Below are 21205 nucleotides of genomic sequence, written 5' to 3'. Positions count from 1 at the left end.
ATTATAGAACCCTTAATTAGTGATTCATCGGCCGATCAGCCAACAAAACGAATTTGAATGAATCGACTTGATGCCAGCTTTCTGTGTATTGAAAGTGGGTATAATCAGTCAAATATGCCCAGTTCCTAACAACAAAGATGTTTTTTTCATGTTTTCCTAGATCTAAATATTGAGCGATCGGAGTGGTGATATTCTCAACAGAAATTTCTTTTTTTGAACAGTTCAATTTCAAATGTAATTGATTTTCAAGGTAACGATATAGCGATTGGTTGATGATTTCTTTTGTTAGTTCTGGAACGACAGCGGTGCGCAGATAATCTACTTCCAAAATCAATGCACGACCATTCAACAAGCGGCGACGCAGCAAATACCAGACGGATTCACCTAAACTAAAACCGGAATTTTCTCTAAGTTGTTCGTCCACGATCATTTTTTTCAATGATAAGATCTCTGTGTTGAAGGAATGATTTTCGGAATGATATTTTTCTGAGGTTCCTGACAGATCACTAACGAAAAAATCGATTTTGTCATGAGCAATCACTTTACTGCCTCGTGCAGGTATTTTTTCGATATACCCTGTAGATTCCAAACTCTTTAATGCTGAACGGATCGTGTCACGTGTCACGCCAAATTCTGCCATTAATTTTCTTTCACTTGGAAGAAAGGAATCGGGAGGATACTCTCCTTGATGGATACGTTCGAGAATCAGATTCGATAGTTGTTCATATTTATTCAAATTTTAGTTCCTTGCCTTCCTATAAATAATCATGAGGAAAAATTTATTCTTTGCTATTTGGTATGAATTATATCATACCAGTTTCTTTTTAGATGGCGGATTTAGGACTTAATTTTAGTTTAAGAACGACATGTACCAACTTTAGATTAGAATATGATTATAAAAATTAAATTATTTTTCATTTTATAATTTGTAAGGGCTTTATTTTTCCGCTATAGTACGTGGTAAGAAATGCTATTTTTGGAAAATCAAAAGTAGCGCCACAATCGTTAAGATAGGAGAAGATAAAGATGAACGAGTTTATAAATAATAAGATGTTGCCGATTGCTGCAAAAGTTTCAAACAATAAGATTTTGATTGCGATTCGAAATGGGATTACCTTAGCTTTGCCGCTGATCATTACTGGATCATTGTTTTTGATTATTTCCTCATTTCCAGTGGATGCTTGGACTGATTTCTTAAGTGCCCATGGGATTGATGCTTATTTGAATAAAGGTGTCACGGCTAGTTTTGGGATCATGGGTCTCGTTGCTGCTTTTGGAATTGCGAATGCGTTGGCTGTTCAGTATGACAAAGACGGAGTATCTGCGGGAGTCATTTCTATATCCTCATTCTTACTAGTCACACCGAATCTCGTATCAGATGACGGTGTCGGAATTCCCACTGCATTTATGGGCGCTCAAGGACTTTTTGTGGCAATGGTGATTGCAATTATTTCGACATTGATCTTCAAATGGTTTATTGATCACAACATCCAAGTCCGTTTACCGGGTTCTGTCCCGCCAGCTGTTGCGATAAGTTTTTCTGCTCTGATCCCAGGAGCATCGATTCTTACTTTTTGGTTGGTCATTTATGCAGTATTCCAAATGACTGATTGGGGTTCAGGAAACATTCACCAATTATTGATGGAAATCTTTGGTGGACCTCTAGGGTTACTTGGCGGAACATTAGGTGGTACGTTAGTGTCGATCTTCTTAGTTTCATTGTTTTGGTTCATGGGTATCCATGGTGCCAATGTCGTGAATTCTGTGATCATGCCGATCTGGTTGATGAATACAGATGCGAACCGTGTAGCTGTAGAAGCTGGTGAGAAATTACCACATATCATTACACAACCTTTCATGGAAAACTTTGTGTATATGGGTGGTGGTGGAGCTACACTAGGTTTAGTGATTGCGGCAGCAATCGTTGGTTTGAGAAAAAATTCGTCGAAAATGACAAAAACAATGGTTCCATTAACATTGACACCAGGTATTTTCAATATCAATGAACCGGCAATGTTTGGGATGCCGATCGTGTTGAATGTTACGTTGTTGATTCCATTTATTTTGGCACCGATGGTCAATGCTGTGGTGACGTATTTTGCGATGTCCCTTGGTTTTGTTCACGGAACAGTAGGAATTGCTGTTCCTTGGACCATGCCTCCTGTCATCTCAGGTTTTTTAGCTACAGGGGGGCATATCTCAGGTTCAATTATCCAAATCATTTGCTTGATTTTGAATATTTTGATTTATTTACCATTCTTCGGAGTGATGGAAAAACAAAACCGCATGAATGAAATGCAAGAAATTTAAGGAGGAAATAACATGGTGAAACGATTTATTAGCGCGCAAACATCAGAGATCATGGCGATGACTGGCGCAGAGTTGAAACAATCGATCAAAGCAAGTGAAGGACGTGTGATTTGTTCAGAAAACGTGGTCATCCGGGACAGTAATGTTGAAGATGTTACCAACTCTGAAATTGCCCGTGCGTATGGCGCTGATTTGATTTTATTGAATGCTTTTGATGCATTAAAACCAGTTGTTTCAGGTTTGAAAGGTAAGGAAGAAGAGCCGATCATTCAAACGTTACGAAAAGTAGTCGGCAGACCGATTGGTGCGAATCTTGAACCGGTTGATTTTGAGGCGAAGATGGCAGAAGATCGCCTTGATATCCCAGAGGGGCGTCAAGCGACTCGTGAAACAATGGAAGCAGCCAAAAAACAGGGATTAGATTTTATCTGTTTGACAGGAAATCCAGGAAGTGGTGTGACGAATGATGCCATTACAAAAGCAATCTCAATGGCAAAAGAACATTTTGGTGGCATGATCATCGCTGGGAAAATGCACGGTGCCGGAGTCGATGAACCAGTAGCAGATCTGGAAGCAATCAAATCCTTCATCGAAGCAGGTGCCGATGTGATCTTAGTCCCTGCGGTAGGAACGGTTCCAGGTTTTGATGATGTTGAATTAAAAGCGGCGGTCAAAGTGATCCATGCAGCAGGCGCGCTAGTGATGTCAGCAATTGGTACGAGCCAAGAGTCATCTGATTCTGACACGATCAAACAAATTGCAATCCAAAATAAAATTTGTGGTGTAGATATCCAACATATCGGCGATGCTGGTTATTCGGGAATCGCTCCAGTAGAAAATATCATGGCGATGAGCCGTGCAATCCGTGGAAATCGTCATACGATCGCGATGATGTCACGCTCGATTGTGCGTTAGGAAGTAAAAGAAGTTTGATGCTAAAGGATTAAAGTTTATGAGTAAGTAAATACGCCTAGCAAAGTAGTCATTAGTGATTGCTTTGCTAGGCGTTCGTTTATTTAGCTGAGCTGCTTATTTATCAAGTAACCAGTCCACGATGTATTGAATCGGAATACCATCTACTTGTTTGATCTCATAATATTTACCGGTAATCACTATTTTTTTATGATTATCTTTGATGTGAAGTAAATTGTCAGTTTCACGATTATTGTTGGGAAGCTCATAAGTTACTTGGATATAGAGTGTTTCATCTAGTTTTTTTGCAACAAAATCGATTTCCTGATTGTCAAGACGGCCAACATCTACTAGATAACCTCGTCTTAGTAACTCGACGTAAACGATATTTTCTAGACGATTACTATAATTACCGTCTTTTCTTCCTACCGCGTTTCTGCGAAGTCCAGAATCAATAATGAAATATTTTCCATTCGTTCTTAAATATTCTCGGCCTCTAATATCATACTGTTGTGCACGATAAAAGAGATAACCATGTTCCAATAGGTCTAAGTAGCGATTGATGGTATGCGTGCTCGTTGTGATTCCTTCACTCTTTAATGTGTTCGCAATTCTTGACGCATTGACGAGTTGGCCAACATTATCTGATAAAAAACGAATCAGCGCTTTTAACACTGTTGCATCTTTTAAACCGGCACGCAAGGCAACATCGTTCAGGACGATCGTATCAAAGATCCCTGATAAAATCGTATCTTTGATTCTCTCATCAGCTAATACTACACTGGGAAAACCACCATATTGTTCATATTCCTGATATGCTTGATCAACAAACCGAGAGTCTTTTGCAATGTCCTTAACAGCTAAAAATTCATCAAACGACAACGGATAGATAGGAATCTCAATGTATCGGCCACTAAGTAAAGTGGCAAGTTCTCCAGATAACATATTCGCATTTGAACCAGTGATGACTAGCTCGCAATTAAAGCTAGTTTTTATGCCATTGACGACACGCTGCCATCCATCGACAAGCTGGATCTCATCAAATAAAAAATATACTTTTTCTTCATCTTGAGGAATCAATGGTGCTAACACGTCCCTAAACTTCTTTGCATCTGTGACTACTTGATAATTGAATGATTCAAAATTGATATAAATAATATGATTTGGTTCCACACCCTGTTCCAATAAATAGCGTTGGTAGAGCATAAGTAACACAGATTTACCAGACCGTCTAACGCCAGTAATGATTTTGATGAAATCAGTGTTCTGTAAATCGATCAATTGATTTAAATAATCAGGTCGTTGAAACAAAGTTATCCCTCCTCCAATATCCTATTGTTGGTGTAAGTATACCATATTTGAAGTTAACTTCAAAAAAATCATTATTTTCATTAAATTAGAAGTTAACTTCAAAAAAATGTTTTTTTACCGTAAATTAGAAGTTAACTTCAAATTTATGTACATGATATAATAGATTTTTCATTGTTTTTCGTTATTATAGAGCAAGATTTATTTTGACAAACCTGAGAGAAGCGATTTCACTAGTGAAAAGAAGCACACAAAGATGTGTGCGGTTGAATATGGCAATGACGCCTAAAAAAGTAGAGATTATTCTGCTTTTTTAGGCTTTTTTTATGGAGGAGAGGTAAATGAGGAGAATCATTTTAATGGGTGCGATTGGCTGTGGAAAGACCACTCTTTGTCAAGCCTTGCGAGGAGAAGCAATCGTTTATGATAAGACCCAAGCGGTAGAATTTCATCCTGAGATGATCGATACACCAGGGGAATTTATTCTACATCGCCAATACTACGCTGCTTTGACTGTGACAGCGGCAGAAGCAGATGTCATTGGTTTGATGCAAAGTGCGTTAGACCAAGAACAGATTTTTTCACCAGGCTTTGGCCACATCTTTCCAAAAGAAGTCATCGGGATCATGACCAAAGTTGATCTAGTGAAAGACGAGAAAGAGTTGGCGCGTGTACGTGAACAATTGCTTGCAGCTGGAGCAACGAAACTGTTTGAAGTCTCATCAGTCGAAAAAACGGGACTAGCAGAATTGATTGAGTACTTAGGAGGAGAATCATGAAAATCTACACAAAAACAGGCGACAAGGGAATGACGAAACTAGTTGGTGGTCATAGTGTATCGAAAGATTCAGATCTTGTGGAAAGTTATGGGACGATCGATGAATTGAACTCATGGTTGGGCTATACGATCAGTCAATTGTCAAAAGAACAAGACGTTTTTAAGGAGGAATTGGAAGAACTACAACAACTTTTATTTGATGTAGGGACTGATCTATCAACGGTCTTGGAAGATGGAAGACCGCTTAAAGTCCAACAAGAAAGCGTAACTTGGTTGGAAGAACGGATTGATTTTTACACACAGCAATCGCCGGATATCGAACGATTTATTTTACCAGGGGGCTGTCAAGGAGCGAGCATGGTCCATGTGGCACGAACGATTGCTCGTCGCGGGGAACGACATATCGTCCGTTTAAGTGCGACTGCGGCGATCAATCCTGAAGTGATCGTGTTTGTGAATCGCTTGTCTGACTATTTTTATGCGTTGGCGCGTTATATGAATGTGCAAATGGGGCAAGAGGATGTTTTTTATACAAGAGGAGAGAAGGTCTTCCATAAGATAAAAGAAGAAGGTTTATAAAAAAGTGTTTGATTTTTCACAAACAGTATGGTAAAGTGCTGTTAGATTAATCAAATGTTTATGAAAGATACGAATGGAAGCCAGTGAGATGCTGGCACGGTCCCGCCACTGTGATAAAGCGTTCAAGCTTTTAAGTCAGGTCTTTTCTTATTTTTCATTATTGGGCAAACTGTTTCGAGGCAAAACAGGGTGTTGCTAAAAAAATGACGTTTTTTGAAAGTCAGCCCAAGAATATTTGATTCAATCCCACACATAGCACGATGATGTGTATGGGAATATTGGGCTGGTCTTTCAATGGGGAAAGAGATTTCAAGTACAATGGCGTACTGCTGATTCCCAGCGCTTGTGTTGATTAATAATTACAGAATAGACACCATACACTGTTGTATGGATTGTAAAAGAAGCAAAGGGGCTTCAGACAAATGGATCTTTTGATTTCCATTGGTTTGAAGTCTCTTTTATTTTGTTTTCAAGGAGGAATGTTCATGGAAAGTATACAATTCTCGACACAGATCATTGTGGGGGAAGATGCGTTACAAAGTCTTGAGAATGTTAAAGATAAGCGTGTTTTCATCGTTACTGATCCCTTTATGGTAGAAAATGGCATGGTAGAAAAAGTCACGACTTATTTAAATCAGTATCACGTATTTAGTGATATTGTTCCTGATCCACCACTTGATAAAATCGTTTCAGGCATCAAAGAAATGGAAAGTTTTCAAAGTGAAATCATCGTGGCAATAGGTGGCGGTTCAGCCATCGATGCAGCGAAAGCAATGAAATATTTTGGGCAAAAGACAATGGGTCTCTTGACTGCACAATTTATTGCAATCCCAACAACCAGTGGGACAGGGTCTGAGGTGACAAACTTCTCAGTGATCACGATCAGTGAATTGGGGTTGAAAATCCCTTTAGTAACAGAAGAGATCCAACCGGATATTGCGATATTAGATACCGGATTAGTCATGAGTGTTCCACCTAAAATCACTGCTGATACAGGAATGGATGTGCTGACCCACGTCATTGAATCCTATGTTTCCACAGAAGCGAATGGAGTAGCAGATGCCTTATGTGAGAAAGTGGTTGCGTTAGTTTTTGAATATTTAGAACGAGCCTACAAAAATGGCCAAGATAAAGAAGCGAGAGAGCAAATGCACGTAGCTTCTTGTATGGCAGGGATGGCATTCAATTCGACTTCACTAGGACTAAATCATGGAATCGCTCATGCGGCTGGCGCTCGTTTACATGTGCCACATGGACGGATCAATGGGATCTTACTGCCAGAAGTGATTGCTTACAATAGTGGTTTAGGAAATGGTCAAGTGACCGAAATCAAAGTGGCTGAACGATATGCGGCATTAGCAAACTGCATAAGCAATACGCAAACGAAAAATCCTCGTTTAGGTGTGCAGAATTTGATTCGTATGATCAAACAGCTGCGAAAAAAATTAGAGATGCCAGCGACGTTGAGTGAATACGGCTTGTCTTCAAAAGAAGTATTAGTACAAGAAGAAGCAATTGCCACCGCTGCCTTAGCAGATGGTTGCACGAGAACGAATCCTCGTAAGGCAGATGAAAAAGGCGTTAGAGCAATATTAAAAGCCATTTTATAAAGATTGACATCGTGAAAAGGTTAACATATAATGAATGAGCACAACGGAGTGCTTCAAAATTTAAGAGCAATGGGGCCCTTAATAACAAGCGTAAAGTGAATACTTTATGGCTTATTATTGAGGATTTTTTATTGCTTAAAATGAAGGAGCGAGTCTTGTTTGGAAGAAAAACAACGAATGATCCAAGAATACGTCCCAGGAAAACAAGTCACTTTAGCCCACATCATTGCGAGTCCCGACAAGGAAGTCTATACAAAATTAGGATTACCAGCAGGCGCAAGCAATGCGTTAGGGATTTTGACGATCACGCCAAGTGAAGCCGCAATCATTGCTGTGGATATTGCAACGAAAAGTGGTGACATTACGATTGGTTTTATCGATCGTTTCTCTGGTTCAGTAGTTATTTCTGGCGACGTGAGTTCTGTTGAAGCAGCATTACATGCTGTATTGGATGGACTCAAACAGATTTTGCAATTCTCTGTGACGTGTGAAATTACAAGAACTTAGTTCGGGGGAGACAAAGCGTATTGAATATGAAGGGCAGAATTGTGATAGTAGACGATGAACCAATCACACGATTGGACACTCGAGATATTCTACTGGAAGCTGGTTATGAAGTTGTTGGGGAAGCCGCAGATGGATTTGAAGCAATCGAAGTTTGTAAAGAGACTAAGCCGGATCTCGTATTGATGGATATCCAAATGCCGATTTTAGATGGTCTAAAGTCCGGTAAAAAAATCATCCAAGATCAGTTAGCAGGGAGTATCGTGTTTCTTTCTGCTTACAGTGATCATGAGAATACGGAGAAAGCGAAGAAATTAGGAGCAATCGGTTACCTGGTAAAACCATTAGATGCAAAATCATTGATCCCAACCATTGAAATGGGGATCGCCAGAGGGAAAGAAACCCAAAACTTGCTACAGCAGATCGACAAACTACAGTTGAAACTGGAAGAACGAAAAGTTGTGGAGAAGGCAAAAGGGATCTTAGCAAAAGAAAATAATATTTCTGAAGAAGAAGCTTACCAGATGTTACGTACATTAAGTATGAACAAACGCGCACGGATGAGTGACATCGCAGAATTGATTATTATGGATGATGAATAATGGAACGAATCAATACATTATGTCAGCGTTATACCAACCTAACCCAGTCAGATATCCAAGAGCTTTGTCGGACGAGTGCTTATTTAGCAGAGTCTAAGCATTATGAGATGGCAGATGTGTTCATCGATGTCTTTAATGAAATGACCAAAGAAGCATTAGTTGTCTATCATAAGAAGCCAAAACATATCCCCTCATTATATAAATATGAAGTTGTCGGAAAAGAAGCGTTACTAAAAAATGAACCTGGCGTCTTACGGACGATGGAAACAAGCTTGAATAGCATTGGGTTGTTAGCAGTCACGCAAGAAAATCGCTTGATCAAGCAAAACATTTTTCCGATTCGCAATGAACAAAGAACGATCGGTGTGATCATCGTAGAAGAGGGAGTCGAGCAACCGATTGGGGTAGTTGAACGACAAGAACTACAGTCAAACGAGCAAGGGACAATAGCGGTCGAATCCACATTCGATCCTTTGATCATGGACCAGCTAGCCGAAGCGGTCTTGATTTTTGATACGACCACAGGAAATCTGGTCTTGGCGAATCATCGGGCCAAAGAATTATACCGAAAACTAGGCTATCGCGAAATGATCAATGATTTACACTATGACAATCTCTCCCTTGATTATACAACGTTCGAATATGTTCTTTATCAGATGAATGATCAGACCGAAAATCGGTTGATCGAATTAGAGACCGCGTATTTAAATTATTACTTTAATATTCGAAAAGTTTGGATTGATGCAGGATCGAGAGTAGCAATGATTATTCAAGATAATACAGAAGTGAAAAAGAAAGAAGACGAAATCGTCTCAAAATCGGTGGCGATTCGAGAGATCCATCACCGCGTCAAAAATAATTTACAGTCCGTCGTTTCGTTATTGAGGATCCAAGCACGCCGTACCACTAGCAAAGAGGCTAGTAAAGTACTAAAAGAAAGTGTGAACCGGATCATGGCGATCGCGATGACTCATGAATTATTGTCGAAGCAAGTGGAAGATAATGTTTCCTTGCGTCAAATGCTTGAAGCAGTGATGTACAATTTCCGGCATATTTTCAATCCGGAGAAAGTCCGCTTGACTCTAACGGTTGATCCGACGATCACTGTTTCTAGCGATCAAATGGTTTCCATTTCCATAGTCGTCAACGAGTTACTCCAAAATATCTTTGACCATGCCTTTGAGGCAGATCAACATGGCATAGTTGAAGTCAGAGGAGAAATCGAAAATAAAGTCATTACGATCACTGTTACAGATGACGGCAATGGCTATGATGTCAACCGAAACAAAGAGACCAGTTTAGGTTTGATGATCGTGAATAGCTATATCAAAGATAAGCTAAAAGGGAAAGTGAAAATTGAATCATCCAATAAAGGAACAAAAACTTGTTTCTATTTTGAACAGAACACCAAAGATGTTGTTCGGTGAAAAAGCAACGATGCTTAAAGATGCGTAGAAGAAATTCTAGGCTGTCTTTAAGCATTTTTTGTTTGTAGAAAGGAGAAAAAAGATGGCAAAAGAAAAAATTCTTACTGTAGGGATCGATTTAGGTACTTCAACGACCCAGCTTGTTTTGTCGGAGCTGACGATCGAAAATTTTGCCTCTGCGTTTTCCGTTCCGCGGATCACGATCTCAGATAAGGAAGTGATCTACCGTAGTGAAATCATCTTCACTCCTTTGATCAATCAGACAATGATTGATGATGAAGCAATCAAAGCGTTTGTTTCCCGACAATATCAACAAGCAGGAATCGAGAAGCAACAAATCCAAATGGGCGCGGTGATCATCACCGGTGAAACAGCTCGTAAAGCCAATGCGAGCAAAGTATTACAAGCGTTGAGTGGTTTTGCTGGGGATTTCGTGGTCGCGACAGCTGGCCCAGATCTTGAAAGTATCATTGCCGGAAAAGGGGCAGGCGCGCAAGAGTATTCGACAAAGCGTCATGCTTCGGTCGTCAACATCGATATCGGCGGTGGCACGAGTAACTTAGTCGTCTTCACTGATGGGGAAATCAATGATACCGCATGTTTTGATATCGGCAGTCGACTGATCAAGGTCGATCAAGCAGGGATTATTTCGTATATTTCACCAAAGATCACAGAAATGATCGAGCAGTTGAGATTGCCGTTGAAAGTTGGAACAAAAGCTTCTGTTCCCGCAATCCAACCAGTGATTGATGAGTTAGTAAAAGTTTTGGCGAATAGCGTGGGGATCGGAAAACGAAGTCCCTTTTATGAGTTATTCATTACGAACCGAGGGCTACGGCTAGATGGCGAACTACCAATCGTCACTTTTTCTGGTGGTGTAGCGGATTGCTTGATCGAAGAAGTGACAGATATGTTCAAGTATGGGGATATCGGTCTGTTATTAGGTACGGCTTTACGAAAATCGCCAATTTTCGCGGAAAAAGAAGTCTTACAAAGTAACGAAACGATTCGGGCAACGGTGGTCGGGGCAGGTTCCCATACTGCTGATATTAGCGGCAGTACGATCGCTTATCATGAGCAGATCCTGCCAATCAAAAATATTCCGATCTTGAAAGTTTCCCAAGAAGATGAGTCCTTGCCTGCTGAAGCAATGAGTGAGCGCATCAATGAAAAGCTGGCTTGGCATCGGTTGGAAGAAACACCACAAATCGCTTTAGCGATGAAGGGAATCGTGAACCCAACGTTTGCGGATGTCCAACGATATGCGGAAGGTATCGTTCGAGGGTTATCTGCCTTGATCACTGAAAATATCCCACTCGTCATCATGGTGGACGAAGACATGGCAAAAGCATTAGGTCATGCCTTACATGCGTATTTACCGGGGAATTATCCGTTCATCTGCATTGATTCCGTCAAAGTAGAAAATGGGGATTACATCGATATTGGTCAACCTGTCGCCGAAGGTGCAGTGTTACCGGTAGTTGTCAAAACATTAGTATTTAATTAAGGGAGCGACAAGAAAAATGATTTTAAAAACAAAATTATTTGGCAAAACCTATCAGTTTTCTTCAGTCAAAGAAGTATTGGCTAAAGCAAATGAAGAAAAATCAGGAGATAAATTAGCGGGTGTGGCAGCAACTTCTGCGGAAGAACGAGTAGCAGCGAAAGTCGTGTTATCTCATCTGACTTTAAACGATTTATTCAACCATCCAGTGGTTGATTATGAGGAAGATGAAGTCACACGTATCATTATCGACCAAGTCAACATGCGTATTTTCGGCATGATCAAACATTGGACAGTTGCCGAATTAAGAGAATATATCCTTTCAGATAAAACAGGAGATTTTGAAATCAAATATATTTCTCGTGGATTGACTGCAGAAATGATTGCGGCAGTCTGCAAATTGATGTCGAATATGGACTTGATCGTGGGCGCAAAAAAAATCCACATTGAAAAAACAGCCAACACAACAATCGGTCGCGCAGGTACTTTCTCCAATCGTCTACAACCCAATCACCCAACAGATGACGTAGACGGGATCATGGCTTCTGTGATGGAAGGCTTATCGTACGGGGCTGGCGATGCACTGATCGGATTGAATCCAGTGGATGATTCGACAGAAAGCGTGAAACGTTGTTTAGATAAATTTGAAGAATTTCGCAGCGAATGGGAGATCCCAACACAAACCTGTGTCTTGGCTCACGTGACGACCCAGATGGAAGCCATGTGTCAAGGCGCACCGACTGGTTTAGTTTTCCAATCCATTGCTGGATCAGAAAAAGGAAACACTGCGTTTGGTTTGAATGCGGACATGTTAGCTGAAGCGCAAGCATTAGCATTGAGCAGTGGTCAAGCAGCTGGACCGAACGTGATGTATTTTGAAACTGGTCAAGGTTCTGAGTTATCATCTGAAGCTCATTTTGGTGCAGACCAAGTAACGATGGAAGCACGTTGCTATGGCTTAGCGAAGAAATTTGATCCATTCCTTGTGAATACTGTTGTCGGTTTTATTGGACCAGAATACTTGTATGATTCAAAACAAGTCATTCGTGCAGGTTTAGAAGATCACTTCATGGGTAAACTAACAGGTTTATCAATGGGTTGTGACGTATGTTATACAAACCACATGAAAGCAGATCAAAACGATATGGAAAACTTAGCTGTGTTACTAACATCAGCTGGTTGTACGTATATCATGGGTATTCCTCATGGGGATGATGTGATGTTGAACTATCAAACGACAGGTTTCCATGAAACAGCAACCGTCCGTGAATTGTTCGGTTTACGTCCAATCAAAGAATTTGAAGGTTGGATGGAGAAAATGGGCTTGATGGAAAATGGGAAATTAACAAGCCTAGCCGGCGATGCTTCAGTATTTATCAAATAAGTGGGGTGCAAGAAAAAATGAACGAACAACAATTGAAAGAAATGATCACTTCCATGCTAAGTGAGATGGTAGCCGGTGAAAAACCAACAGAACAATCAACAGAACTACCAAAAACACCAGCCACAACAACCAATACGATGACAACAACCATGCCAGTAGTAGAAGAAGGCATGATCGACGACATCACAGAGGTAGATCTACGTAAACAGCTTTTGGTCAAAGATGTAAAAGATGAAACAGGATACTTGCGCATGAAGGCATTTACACCTGCTCGTATTGGAGTGGGACGTACAGGCACTCGCTATATGACTGATTCTACCTTACGTTTCCGTGCGGACCATGCAGCAGCACAAGATGCTGTATTCTCTGATGTTGATCCACAATTGATTGAGGAAATGGGCTTCATTTCAACACAAACGATTTGTAAAACAAAAGACGAATACTTGACTCGTCCAGATTTTGGTCGTCAATTTGACGAAGAAAATAGCACAAAAATCAAACAACAAACGACCGCAAAAGCCAAAGTGCAGATCGTTGTTGGGGATGGATTAAGTTCTGCGGCTATCGGAGCAAATATCAAAGAAGTACTACCAGCAATCAAACAAGGGTTGAAAATGTATGGCCTAGATTTTGATCAAGTCGTCTTCGTCAAATATTGTCGTGTACCATCAATGGATCAAATCGGCGAGATCACTGATGCAGAAGTAGTATGTCTATTAGTTGGTGAACGTCCTGGACTTGTAACAGCAGAATCGATGAGTGCGTATGTTGCTTACCGTCCGACTGTCGGAATGCCGGAAGCTCGTCGTACCGTGATCTCAAACATCCATAAGGGTGGGACACCAGCGGTTGAAGCCGGTGCATATATCGCTGAATTGATCAAAAAAATGCTAGATAAGAAAAAATCTGGGATTGAATTGAAAGAAGCCGAATAGGAGGAGAATCATCAATGAAAAATGACCGTTTAGGCGCAAACGTCTTGAGTGTTCAAGTCATTCCTAATGTAGATGCTGCGTTAGCAGAGCAATTGGGTTTGACACCAGGGATGCGCTCATTAGGTATCGTGACATCAGATTGTGATGATGTGACTTATGTGGCTTTAGATGAAGCAACAAAGGCGGCGGAAGTAGAAGTTGTTTATGCGAAAAGTATGTACGCAGGAGCAGCGAATGCTTCTACAAAACTTGCGGGTGAAGTGATCGGGATCATTGCTGGACCTAGTCCGGCTGAGATCACCAGTGGACTATCTGTCGTGACACAAGTCATTGAACAAGAAGCAAGCTTTATCAGTGCAAACGACGATGACAGCATCGTGTACTTTGCCCATGTGGTTTCTCGTTCTGGAAGATACTTATCAAAAGAAGCGAACATTCGTGAAGGCGAAGCAATTGCTTACTTGATCGCGCCACCTTTAGAAGCGATGGTTGCACTAGATGCAGCATTGAAAGCGGCGGATGTTGAAATCTGCAGTTTCTTTGGACCACCATCTGAAACAAACTTTGGTGGGGCGCTTCTAACGGGTAGTCAATCAGCATGTAAAGCAGCTTGTACTGCTTTTGAACAGGTCGTTCAACGGATTGCAGAAAATCCGTTAAGTTACTAAGGGAGTGTCACGAATGAATGCGATTGGTATGATCGAAGTTCGCGGATTTTTAGGCGCTGTCAGTGTCAGCGATGCTGCGTTAAAATCCGCAGATGTGACCTTGTTGAATGCGGAGATCATCAAAGGTGGACTAACCACTGTCCAACTAAGTGGTGATGTTGCTGCTGTGAATGCAGCAGTCGATGCAGGGGTCGTCGTAGCGAAGGCGTTGAACTGTCTGATTTCACATCATGTGATTTCACGGGTGGATGAACAGACGCACATCCTTTTTCAACAACCGAAAACAGAAGAACGTGTCACTGAAGTAACACCTGATCGTTTAGAAGAACCAGCCGAGCCGACAAAAGTCGAAACGAAGGTTGAAGCCACGCAGATCAGTGAAACAAACGATCGTCGGGCAGAGCTACAAGCAAAACGTGTGGCTGAGTTACGAAAAGAAGCTTACAAATTGAATGTGAAACAATTAAAACCATCAGAAATCAAATCTGCAAGCAAACAAGCATTAGTAGAGGCGATCATGGCAGAAATTAAAGGAGTGACCCATCGTGGATAAAGATTTACGCTCGATTCAAGAAACCCGAGATTTGATCGCAGCTGCAAAGAAGGCACAACAAGTGTTAGAAACATTTTCGCAAACGCAGATTGATCAAATCGTCAAAGCCGTTTCAGACGCTACATTTTCACAACGTGAACTTCTAGCAAAAATGGCGAATGAAGAAACTGGCTTCGGCATCTATGAAGACAAAATCATCAAAAATGCTTTTGCTTCAAAAATCGTTTATGAAGAATTCAAACATACGAAGACAGTAGGTGTCATCAATGAGGACCCACAGAAAAAAGTAACGGAGATTGCCGTACCTGTTGGTGTGGTTGCTGGATTGATCCCATCGACAAACCCAACTTCAACAGTGATCTACAAAGCCTTGATCGCATTGAAAGCTGCGAATAGTATCGTCTTCTCCCCACATCCAAACGCATTACAATCGATCCAAGCGACCGTTGAGATCATTCGTTCAGCGATCGAATCTGCGGGTGGACCAAAAGAGAGTGTTTCAGTGATCACGACACCAACGATGCAAGCAACAAAAGAATTGATGACCCACAAAGATACGAACTTGATCTTAGCCACTGGTGGCAATGCGATGGTCAAAGCGGCGTATTCTTCAGGAACACCGGCGATCGGCGTAGGTCCAGGAAATGGTCCAGCATATATTGAACGTAGCGCATTGATTCCAATGGCGGTGAAACGGATCATGGATTCTAAAACATTTGATAATGGAACGATCTGTGCATCTGAACAGTCCATCATCGTGGAAAAGGTCAATCGTGAAGCAGTCAAAGCTGAATTGATCAAACAAGGTGCTTACTTCTTGAGTCCAGACGAAGCAGATAAATTATCTCGTTTCATCTTACGACCAAATGGCACGATGAACCCACAAATCGTTGGACGTTCGGTTCGTCATATCGCTTCATTAGTTGGCTTGAATATTCCATTTGATCGTCGTCTGATCGTGGCAGAAGAAAGCAATGTTGGCATCAAGTATCCATTCTCAAGAGAAAAATTAGCACCGATCATCGCCTTCTATACGGTAGAAAACTGGCAAGAAGCTTGTGATCTATCGGTAGAGATCTTAAAAGGTGAAGGTGCAGGACACACGATGTGTATCCATACTGAAAACAAAGAAGTCGTCCGTGAATTCGGCTTAAGAAAACCAGTTTCTCGTCTGTTGATCAACACCGCAGGTTCATTAGGCGGAATCGGGGCTTCAACTGGCTTAGTACCAGCTTTGACACTAGGCTGTGGCGCCGTTGGTGGAAGTTCTACATCTGACAATATCGGAGTAGAAAACCTATTCAATGTTCGTCGTGTCGCTTACGGTGTCACTGATCTAGCGGACATCCGTCAAGAATTTGGCGCTGGCGCTCAAATGCCAGTCCAAGAAACAAACAACCAAGGGGGCAACAAAGATGAGTTGGTCGATACACTCGTTGCCCAAGTATTAGCTCGATTACAATAATATGTAATATATATTAATTGAAAACACACACAATAGGAGGAAATTATAATGTCAAGTACAAACGCTTTAGGAATGATCGAAACTCGTGGATTAGTAGGTGCTGTTGAAGCAGCAGATGCAATGGTGAAAGCAGCAAACGTAACATTGATTGGCAAAGAACAAGTAGGTGGTGGCTTAGTAACAATCATGGTTCGTGGTGATGTTGGCGCTGTAAAAGCAGCGACAGATGCAGGTGCAGCAGCAGCTGAACGTGTTGGCGAATTATTATCTGTACACGTGATCCCACGTCCTCACACTGAAGTAGATGCGATTTTACCTAAAGTGGCTGAATAATCATCGTCATAGACATCTAAAATGAAACAGAGGTTGTGACAGAAGGGTTCAGCTCCGAGAAATAAGGGCGAAAAGCCGAAAATATTTTCTCATATTTTTGGCTTTTCGCCCTTATTTTTGAAGGAGTTGCTTCTGGAACGCCGTTTATCTATGTTGTGGAAGTAAAGTGGATATTATTGTTATAGGCTTGTTTCCAAGACGAGATCAATGCTTGGAAATAATCCATTGGAGAAAGGAGAGCGTTAAATGGGTGTGATTACAGAAGACCAGTTACGGCACATGTTTCGGAAGAAAGAAATACAAACAGGAATCACTTTCATTGTGCCAAAGGATTGTCTTTTGACTCCCGCAGCCTCCAGCTATTTACGTGAGCATCATATTCCGCTTATGCGAGAAAAACTCGTTTCTTCTCCAATGGAGAAACCTAAGCAACCGATGTTTGAACAAGAATCGTTGATGCCTAGTGTGCGACGAAAAATTGGCTTAGAAATAAAAAAACTGAAAAATCTACTCTTCTTTCATTTATTGGAAGAAAACGATATTTATGCCGAAGGTTGGTTGTATTTAGAATATCAGCAAAAGTGGTTAGCAAGCTTTAGTCGATTGGATGGGAAAAAGCGCTCAACTCATCCAAAACGACTTTCAGGAATGATGTATCGTTCCTCCTTGCAAAAAAGAACCTTACACTATTCAATCAATGAGATCGAGTATCAAATAGAGAAAATCAGTCAATTGTTAGAAGAAGAACTTCCGACAGATTTAGCTATTTTTATGTTATGGGCAGAAGAATTGCAACGTATGATTCAACTGCCGAAAAATGAGTAGGAGATGAACCGATTGGATCATTTAAATGAAATTATCAATGAAGTGGTACAACGTATCCAGTCACAACAACATTCTTTCGAAGTAGAAGCTTCAGGAAGACACGTGCATTTGAGTCGCAAAGATATCGACGCATTATTTGGTCCAGAATACCAATTGACCAAAGTCAAAGAATTGTCTCAACCCGGTCAGTATGTCTGTAAAGAGCGGATCACTGTCGCAGGTCCCAAAGGCTTATTCCAAAATGTGGTCATTTTAGGCCCAGAACGAGCGGAGTCACAAGTTGAAGTATCCATGACGGATACACGTATTTTAGGCAGTCGCGTGCCTGTCAGAGAAAGTGGCAAAACCGAAGGAACACCAGGCGTTATCTTAATGAACGGTGAGTCAGCTGTTCAATTAGATAAAGGCTTGATCGTGGCAAAGCGCCATATCCATATGACACCAGAAGATGCAAACAAAAACCAAGTAGTGAATGGCCAAACGGTAAAAGTACGTGTGGAAGCAAGTCGTCCGCTGATCTTTGATGATGTGGTTGTCCGTGTCAGTCCAGATTTTGCGACGTATATGCACATTGATTACGATGAAGCAAATGCTTGCGGCTTGAACAAAGGAGATCGTGGTTACATTTGTAAATAGGGAGGGGATTTCGTGAAGGTAACGGAGATCGAAAAAGTCATTCAGCAAGTCACAGAAATGCTGATGAACCGATTGCCCACAGCTGACTATCAGTTAGCATGGATGGACGAAAAAGCAAGTTATCCTAAAACGTTATTTGCTGAACGATCGATGGTCGATTGGATAGAAACGCAAGATCCAACGAAAAGCGATGGCTTAGTCGTCCAACATGTCAGTTTTCCTCAATTGGCCGCGATTGCTCAGTTGCTACCGACTGATCGTAAAACGGCGAGTATCCTTTCTTTTTTGTTCGCAGGAAAGCCTGTCTTGGTTCTGCAAACAGAGACAGCGAACCATTCGAGCCAAATGAAATATCACCTCAAAAAGAAGGTCAGTGAGCTATCCGAGCAATGTCAACGTTATGGGATGTATTTTTTCGAGGAAGAAAATGCAAGCTATGACTCATTTTTAACGGCTTGCCGAAAAAAGGTGCTAGCAAAAGAGTTGCCAAAACGAAAGTATGTCACAGAGAAGCAATTGATCCAGCGACTACAACAAACGAATGGAATAGATCTAATGAATCAGGAACGGTTGACACCTTTAGCTGAGGAATATGCGCTAAGAAATCGTTTATTCAAATGAGGAGGGATCACAGATGTTATTAGGGAAAGTGACTGGAAGTCTATGGTCGACCAGAAAAGATGAAAAACTAAATGGTTGGAAATTACTGATGGTCGATGTATTAGATGAGAAAGAAACGAAAATCGGGTTTATTGTCGCAGCAGACAATGCCGGTGCCGGTGTCGGTGACAAGGTATTGATCAGCAAAGGACAAGCAGCTAGAATTTCAGCTGGTGATCCAGATACACCTATTGATGCAATGATTGTCGGTGTGATTGATTCAATTGAAGAATAAAGGAGATTTACGATGAGTATCAATGAAATCATTATGTATGTCATGGTTCTTTTTATGGTTATCGGCGGGATCGATAAATGTATCGGGAACAAATTAGGTTTAGGGGAACAATTTGAAGAAGGCTTGATGGCAATGGGTTCATTAGCCTTATCAATGGTCGGGATCATCACATTAGCACCTGTTCTTGCAACAGTTCTTAGCCCAATCGTTGTACCTGTATATGAATTCTTAGGAGCAGATCCTTCGATGTTTGCGACGACTTTGTTAGCCAACGATATGGGTGGCTTCGCTTTAGCACAACAAATGGCGCATGACCCACAAGCTGGCTTGTTTGCCGGTGCGATCTTAGGCGCAATGATGGGACCAACTTTAGTGTTCACGATCCCTGTTGCTTTAGGAATCATTGAAAAAGAAGATCAACAATACTTAGCAACAGGTGTGCTGAGCGGAATCATTACGATTCCATTAGGTTTGTTAGCAGGTGGCTTAGTTGCGGGTATGCCAATGAGTATGATCTTACCAAACTTATTGCCGATCGTGATCGTTGCCGCTTTGATCATTGTAGGTCTATGGTTAGCGCCACAAGGAATGATCAAAGGATTCAATGTCTTTGGTAAAGGTGTAGTGATCGTTGCAATTGCTGGCTTGGTCATTGGTGCGATCCAACAATTAGTTGACATCACATTGATTCCAGGAATTGCTCCGGTGACAGAAGGTATCGAAGTAGTGGGTGATATTGCGTTGACATTGGCTGGCGCATTCTGTTTAGTGGCAGTCATCACACGAGTGTTTAACAAACCTTTGATGAAATTAGGAAAAGTTTTAGGTATGAATGAAATTGCAGCTGCCGGCATGGTGGCTACATTAGCAAACAATATCCCGATGTTCCAAATGTTAAAAGACATGGACCGTCGTGGAAAAATCATCAATGTGGCATTTGCAGTCTCGGCTTCATTTATTTTAGGTGATCATTTAGGCTTTACTGCGGGCGTGGCGAAAGAAATGATTTTCCCGATGATGGTTGGAAAGATCGTTGGTGGGATCACTGCGATCTTTGTTGCAGTATTCATGGCGAATCGTTTATTAGGAAAAGAAAAAGAAGTAATCGTAAGTGAGCAAACAACAACGAAACAAGAGCAAACGATCGTAGAATAGGAGCGTGGCGAAAATGGCAGAATTGGATCGTCAAATGATCGAAAACTTAGTACGACAATTAGTGATGGAAAAATTGATGCCGGCAAAACAGGTCGATCCTAGTGGCGTGGCTTCAATTAGACTAGCAGAAATGACAGTGTCTGAAGAAGATCGCCTTGATACAGGAAACCCTGCGGATCGAGTATACACGAAGGATCTCTTTTCATTACAAGAAAGCCCACGTCTTGGTTGCGGCATCATGGAGATGACGGATACGACTTTCGATTGGACGTTAGAATATGATGAAATCGATTATGTGATTTCTGGTCAGCTAGATATACTGATCGATGGGCGTAAAGTCTCTGCAAAAGCTGGCGAGCTGATTTTGATCCCGAAAAGTACGAGTATCCAGTTCTCAGTAACTGGGGAAGCACGCTTCATCTATGTCACTTATCCAGCAGATTGGCAATCGCAATAAACAAAGTATTTCGGAAGTACCGGTTATTTGGTTTTATGGCTGGTCGGGCTTCATGATCTCAGGTAACAATGGATAGGTGCAATAATCAATTTAAGTGAGTGTTTATTTTTTATTTCAAGTATCGATAAAAGAGAGCAGGGAAGAAGATCAAGAATATACTAAAGCCGAATAACCGGTGCTTCCGAATAGTTTTGATTTTGTGAATCAAGTGGGACATGTTGAAGTGACAGTATTTTTTGTCGAATAAGTGATATGAAAAATGAAGCGGTAAATTCTGTTGATTCAGGATTTACCGTTTTTTTGTTGCTTTTCCCCATAGCATCATTGCTTAGAATTTTCTTGTTTTATGTTATTGTAAGAGAAAG

Annotated in this window: 23 protein-coding genes and 1 riboswitch; of the genes, 21 read left to right on the top strand and 2 right to left on the bottom strand. The window is 41.2% G+C overall.

Features of this window, described 5'->3' with window-relative positions:
- Nucleotides 1-16: 16 nt before the first annotated feature.
- Nucleotides 17-736 carry a UTRA domain-containing protein gene (locus IGK77_RS11890; RefSeq protein WP_074799813.1) on the bottom strand — a complete coding sequence of 240 codons (720 nt, stop codon included), beginning with the start codon at nt 734-736 and terminating at the stop codon, nt 17-19.
- Nucleotides 737-1026: 290 nt separating this feature from the next.
- Here IGK77_RS11890 and IGK77_RS11885 point away from each other — a divergent pair, with 290 nt between their 5' ends.
- Both IGK77_RS11885 and IGK77_RS11880 read left to right on the top strand, forming a co-directional pair.
- Complete coding sequence (locus IGK77_RS11885; protein WP_438713206.1) at nt 1027-2310, top strand: PTS sugar transporter subunit IIC; 1284 nt, start codon at nt 1027-1029, stop codon at nt 2308-2310.
- A gap of 12 nt (nt 2311-2322) precedes the next feature.
- On the top strand, nt 2323-3225 hold the full coding sequence (locus IGK77_RS11880) for a DUF7916 family protein (protein ID WP_074799815.1): 903 nt from the start codon (nt 2323-2325) through the stop codon (nt 3223-3225).
- A 114-nt stretch (nt 3226-3339) separates the two neighbouring features.
- Here the strand turns inward: IGK77_RS11880 and IGK77_RS11875 are convergent, their stop codons facing one another.
- A complete protein-coding gene (locus tag IGK77_RS11875) occupies nt 3340-4533 on the bottom strand; it encodes an ATP-binding protein (protein ID WP_074799816.1) in 1194 nt (397 codons plus the stop codon).
- 338 nt (nt 4534-4871) lie between these two features.
- On the opposite strand from IGK77_RS11875, the gene IGK77_RS11870 reads away from it, so the two are divergent.
- The 19 genes from IGK77_RS11870 to IGK77_RS11780 all read left to right on the top strand — a co-directional run bounded on the left by IGK77_RS11870 (nt 4872) and on the right by IGK77_RS11780 (nt 20840).
- Nucleotides 4872-5309 carry a EutP/PduV family microcompartment system protein gene (locus tag IGK77_RS11870; protein WP_071867220.1) on the top strand — a complete coding sequence of 146 codons (438 nt, stop codon included), beginning with the start codon at nt 4872-4874 and terminating at the stop codon, nt 5307-5309.
- Nucleotides 5306-5887, top strand: a complete 582-nt coding sequence (locus tag IGK77_RS11865; protein ID WP_438713205.1) for a cob(I)yrinic acid a,c-diamide adenosyltransferase — start codon at nt 5306-5308, stop codon at nt 5885-5887. Before IGK77_RS11870 ends, IGK77_RS11865 begins: the two co-directional genes overlap by 4 nt.
- Before the next feature lie 48 nt (nt 5888-5935).
- A riboswitch (adenosylcobalamin (AdoCbl) riboswitch) is annotated at nt 5936-6085 on the top strand.
- A gap of 287 nt (nt 6086-6372) precedes the next feature.
- Nucleotides 6373-7497 (top strand): 1-propanol dehydrogenase PduQ, encoded by a 1125-nt coding sequence (locus IGK77_RS11860; RefSeq protein WP_074799818.1) that lies wholly within the window; start codon nt 6373-6375, stop codon nt 7495-7497.
- A 159-nt stretch (nt 7498-7656) separates the two neighbouring features.
- Nucleotides 7657-8004, top strand: a complete 348-nt coding sequence (gene eutS / locus IGK77_RS11855) for an ethanolamine utilization microcompartment protein EutS (RefSeq protein ID WP_074799819.1) — start codon at nt 7657-7659, stop codon at nt 8002-8004.
- A gap of 26 nt (nt 8005-8030) precedes the next feature.
- A complete protein-coding gene (locus IGK77_RS11850) occupies nt 8031-8603 on the top strand; it encodes an ANTAR domain-containing response regulator (RefSeq protein ID WP_071867230.1) in 573 nt (190 codons plus the stop codon).
- Nucleotides 8603-10030, top strand: coding sequence for a sensor histidine kinase (locus IGK77_RS11845; protein ID WP_074799821.1), 1428 nt, complete (start codon nt 8603-8605; stop codon nt 10028-10030). Before IGK77_RS11850 ends, IGK77_RS11845 begins: the two co-directional genes overlap by 1 nt.
- Before the next feature lie 82 nt (nt 10031-10112).
- Nucleotides 10113-11537 carry an ethanolamine ammonia-lyase reactivating factor EutA gene (gene eutA / locus IGK77_RS11840; protein ID WP_438713204.1) on the top strand — a complete coding sequence of 475 codons (1425 nt, stop codon included), beginning with the start codon at nt 10113-10115 and terminating at the stop codon, nt 11535-11537.
- A gap of 16 nt (nt 11538-11553) precedes the next feature.
- Complete coding sequence (locus IGK77_RS11835; RefSeq protein WP_074799824.1) at nt 11554-12918, top strand: ethanolamine ammonia-lyase subunit EutB; 1365 nt, start codon at nt 11554-11556, stop codon at nt 12916-12918.
- A 17-nt stretch (nt 12919-12935) separates the two neighbouring features.
- Nucleotides 12936-13853 (top strand): ethanolamine ammonia-lyase subunit EutC, encoded by a 918-nt coding sequence (eutC, locus tag IGK77_RS11830; RefSeq protein ID WP_438713203.1) that lies wholly within the window; start codon nt 12936-12938, stop codon nt 13851-13853.
- Between the two features lie 14 nt (nt 13854-13867).
- A complete protein-coding gene (gene eutL, locus IGK77_RS11825; protein ID WP_071867214.1) occupies nt 13868-14521 on the top strand; it encodes an ethanolamine utilization microcompartment protein EutL in 654 nt (217 codons plus the stop codon).
- A gap of 13 nt (nt 14522-14534) precedes the next feature.
- On the top strand, nt 14535-15074 hold the full coding sequence (locus IGK77_RS11820) for a BMC domain-containing protein (RefSeq protein ID WP_074799828.1): 540 nt from the start codon (nt 14535-14537) through the stop codon (nt 15072-15074).
- Nucleotides 15064-16539 (top strand): acetaldehyde dehydrogenase (acetylating), encoded by a 1476-nt coding sequence (locus IGK77_RS11815; RefSeq protein WP_143073241.1) that lies wholly within the window; start codon nt 15064-15066, stop codon nt 16537-16539. Before IGK77_RS11820 ends, IGK77_RS11815 begins: the two co-directional genes overlap by 11 nt.
- A gap of 48 nt (nt 16540-16587) precedes the next feature.
- On the top strand, nt 16588-16872 hold the full coding sequence (locus IGK77_RS11810; RefSeq protein ID WP_010734677.1) for a BMC domain-containing protein: 285 nt from the start codon (nt 16588-16590) through the stop codon (nt 16870-16872).
- Nucleotides 16873-17118: 246 nt separating this feature from the next.
- Nucleotides 17119-17697 (top strand): hypothetical protein, encoded by a 579-nt coding sequence (locus IGK77_RS11805; RefSeq protein WP_074799833.1) that lies wholly within the window; start codon nt 17119-17121, stop codon nt 17695-17697.
- A gap of 3 nt (nt 17698-17700) precedes the next feature.
- Entirely contained in the window at nt 17701-18333 is a 633-nt protein-coding gene (gene eutD / locus IGK77_RS11800; protein ID WP_074799836.1) for an ethanolamine utilization phosphate acetyltransferase EutD, read from the top strand.
- Nucleotides 18334-18345: 12 nt separating this feature from the next.
- Nucleotides 18346-18954, top strand: coding sequence for a hypothetical protein (locus IGK77_RS11795; RefSeq protein WP_071867209.1), 609 nt, complete (start codon nt 18346-18348; stop codon nt 18952-18954).
- A 13-nt stretch (nt 18955-18967) separates the two neighbouring features.
- Nucleotides 18968-19228 carry a EutN/CcmL family microcompartment protein gene (locus tag IGK77_RS11790; RefSeq protein ID WP_071867208.1) on the top strand — a complete coding sequence of 87 codons (261 nt, stop codon included), beginning with the start codon at nt 18968-18970 and terminating at the stop codon, nt 19226-19228.
- Nucleotides 19229-19240: 12 nt separating this feature from the next.
- A complete protein-coding gene (gene eutH, locus IGK77_RS11785) occupies nt 19241-20383 on the top strand; it encodes an ethanolamine utilization protein EutH (RefSeq protein WP_071867207.1) in 1143 nt (380 codons plus the stop codon).
- A 13-nt stretch (nt 20384-20396) separates the two neighbouring features.
- A complete protein-coding gene (locus IGK77_RS11780; RefSeq protein WP_071867206.1) occupies nt 20397-20840 on the top strand; it encodes a cupin domain-containing protein in 444 nt (147 codons plus the stop codon).
- The last annotated feature ends 365 nt before the right edge of the window (nt 20841-21205 follow it).

Origin of the sequence: Enterococcus sp. DIV0806c (genome assembly GCF_051710905.1) — a bacterium.
GTDB classification, from domain to species: domain Bacteria; phylum Bacillota; class Bacilli; order Lactobacillales; family Enterococcaceae; genus Enterococcus_B; species Enterococcus_B mundtii.
Note: the sequence above shows the minus strand (reverse complement) of the source record. Positions and strands in the feature narration are given on the sequence as shown.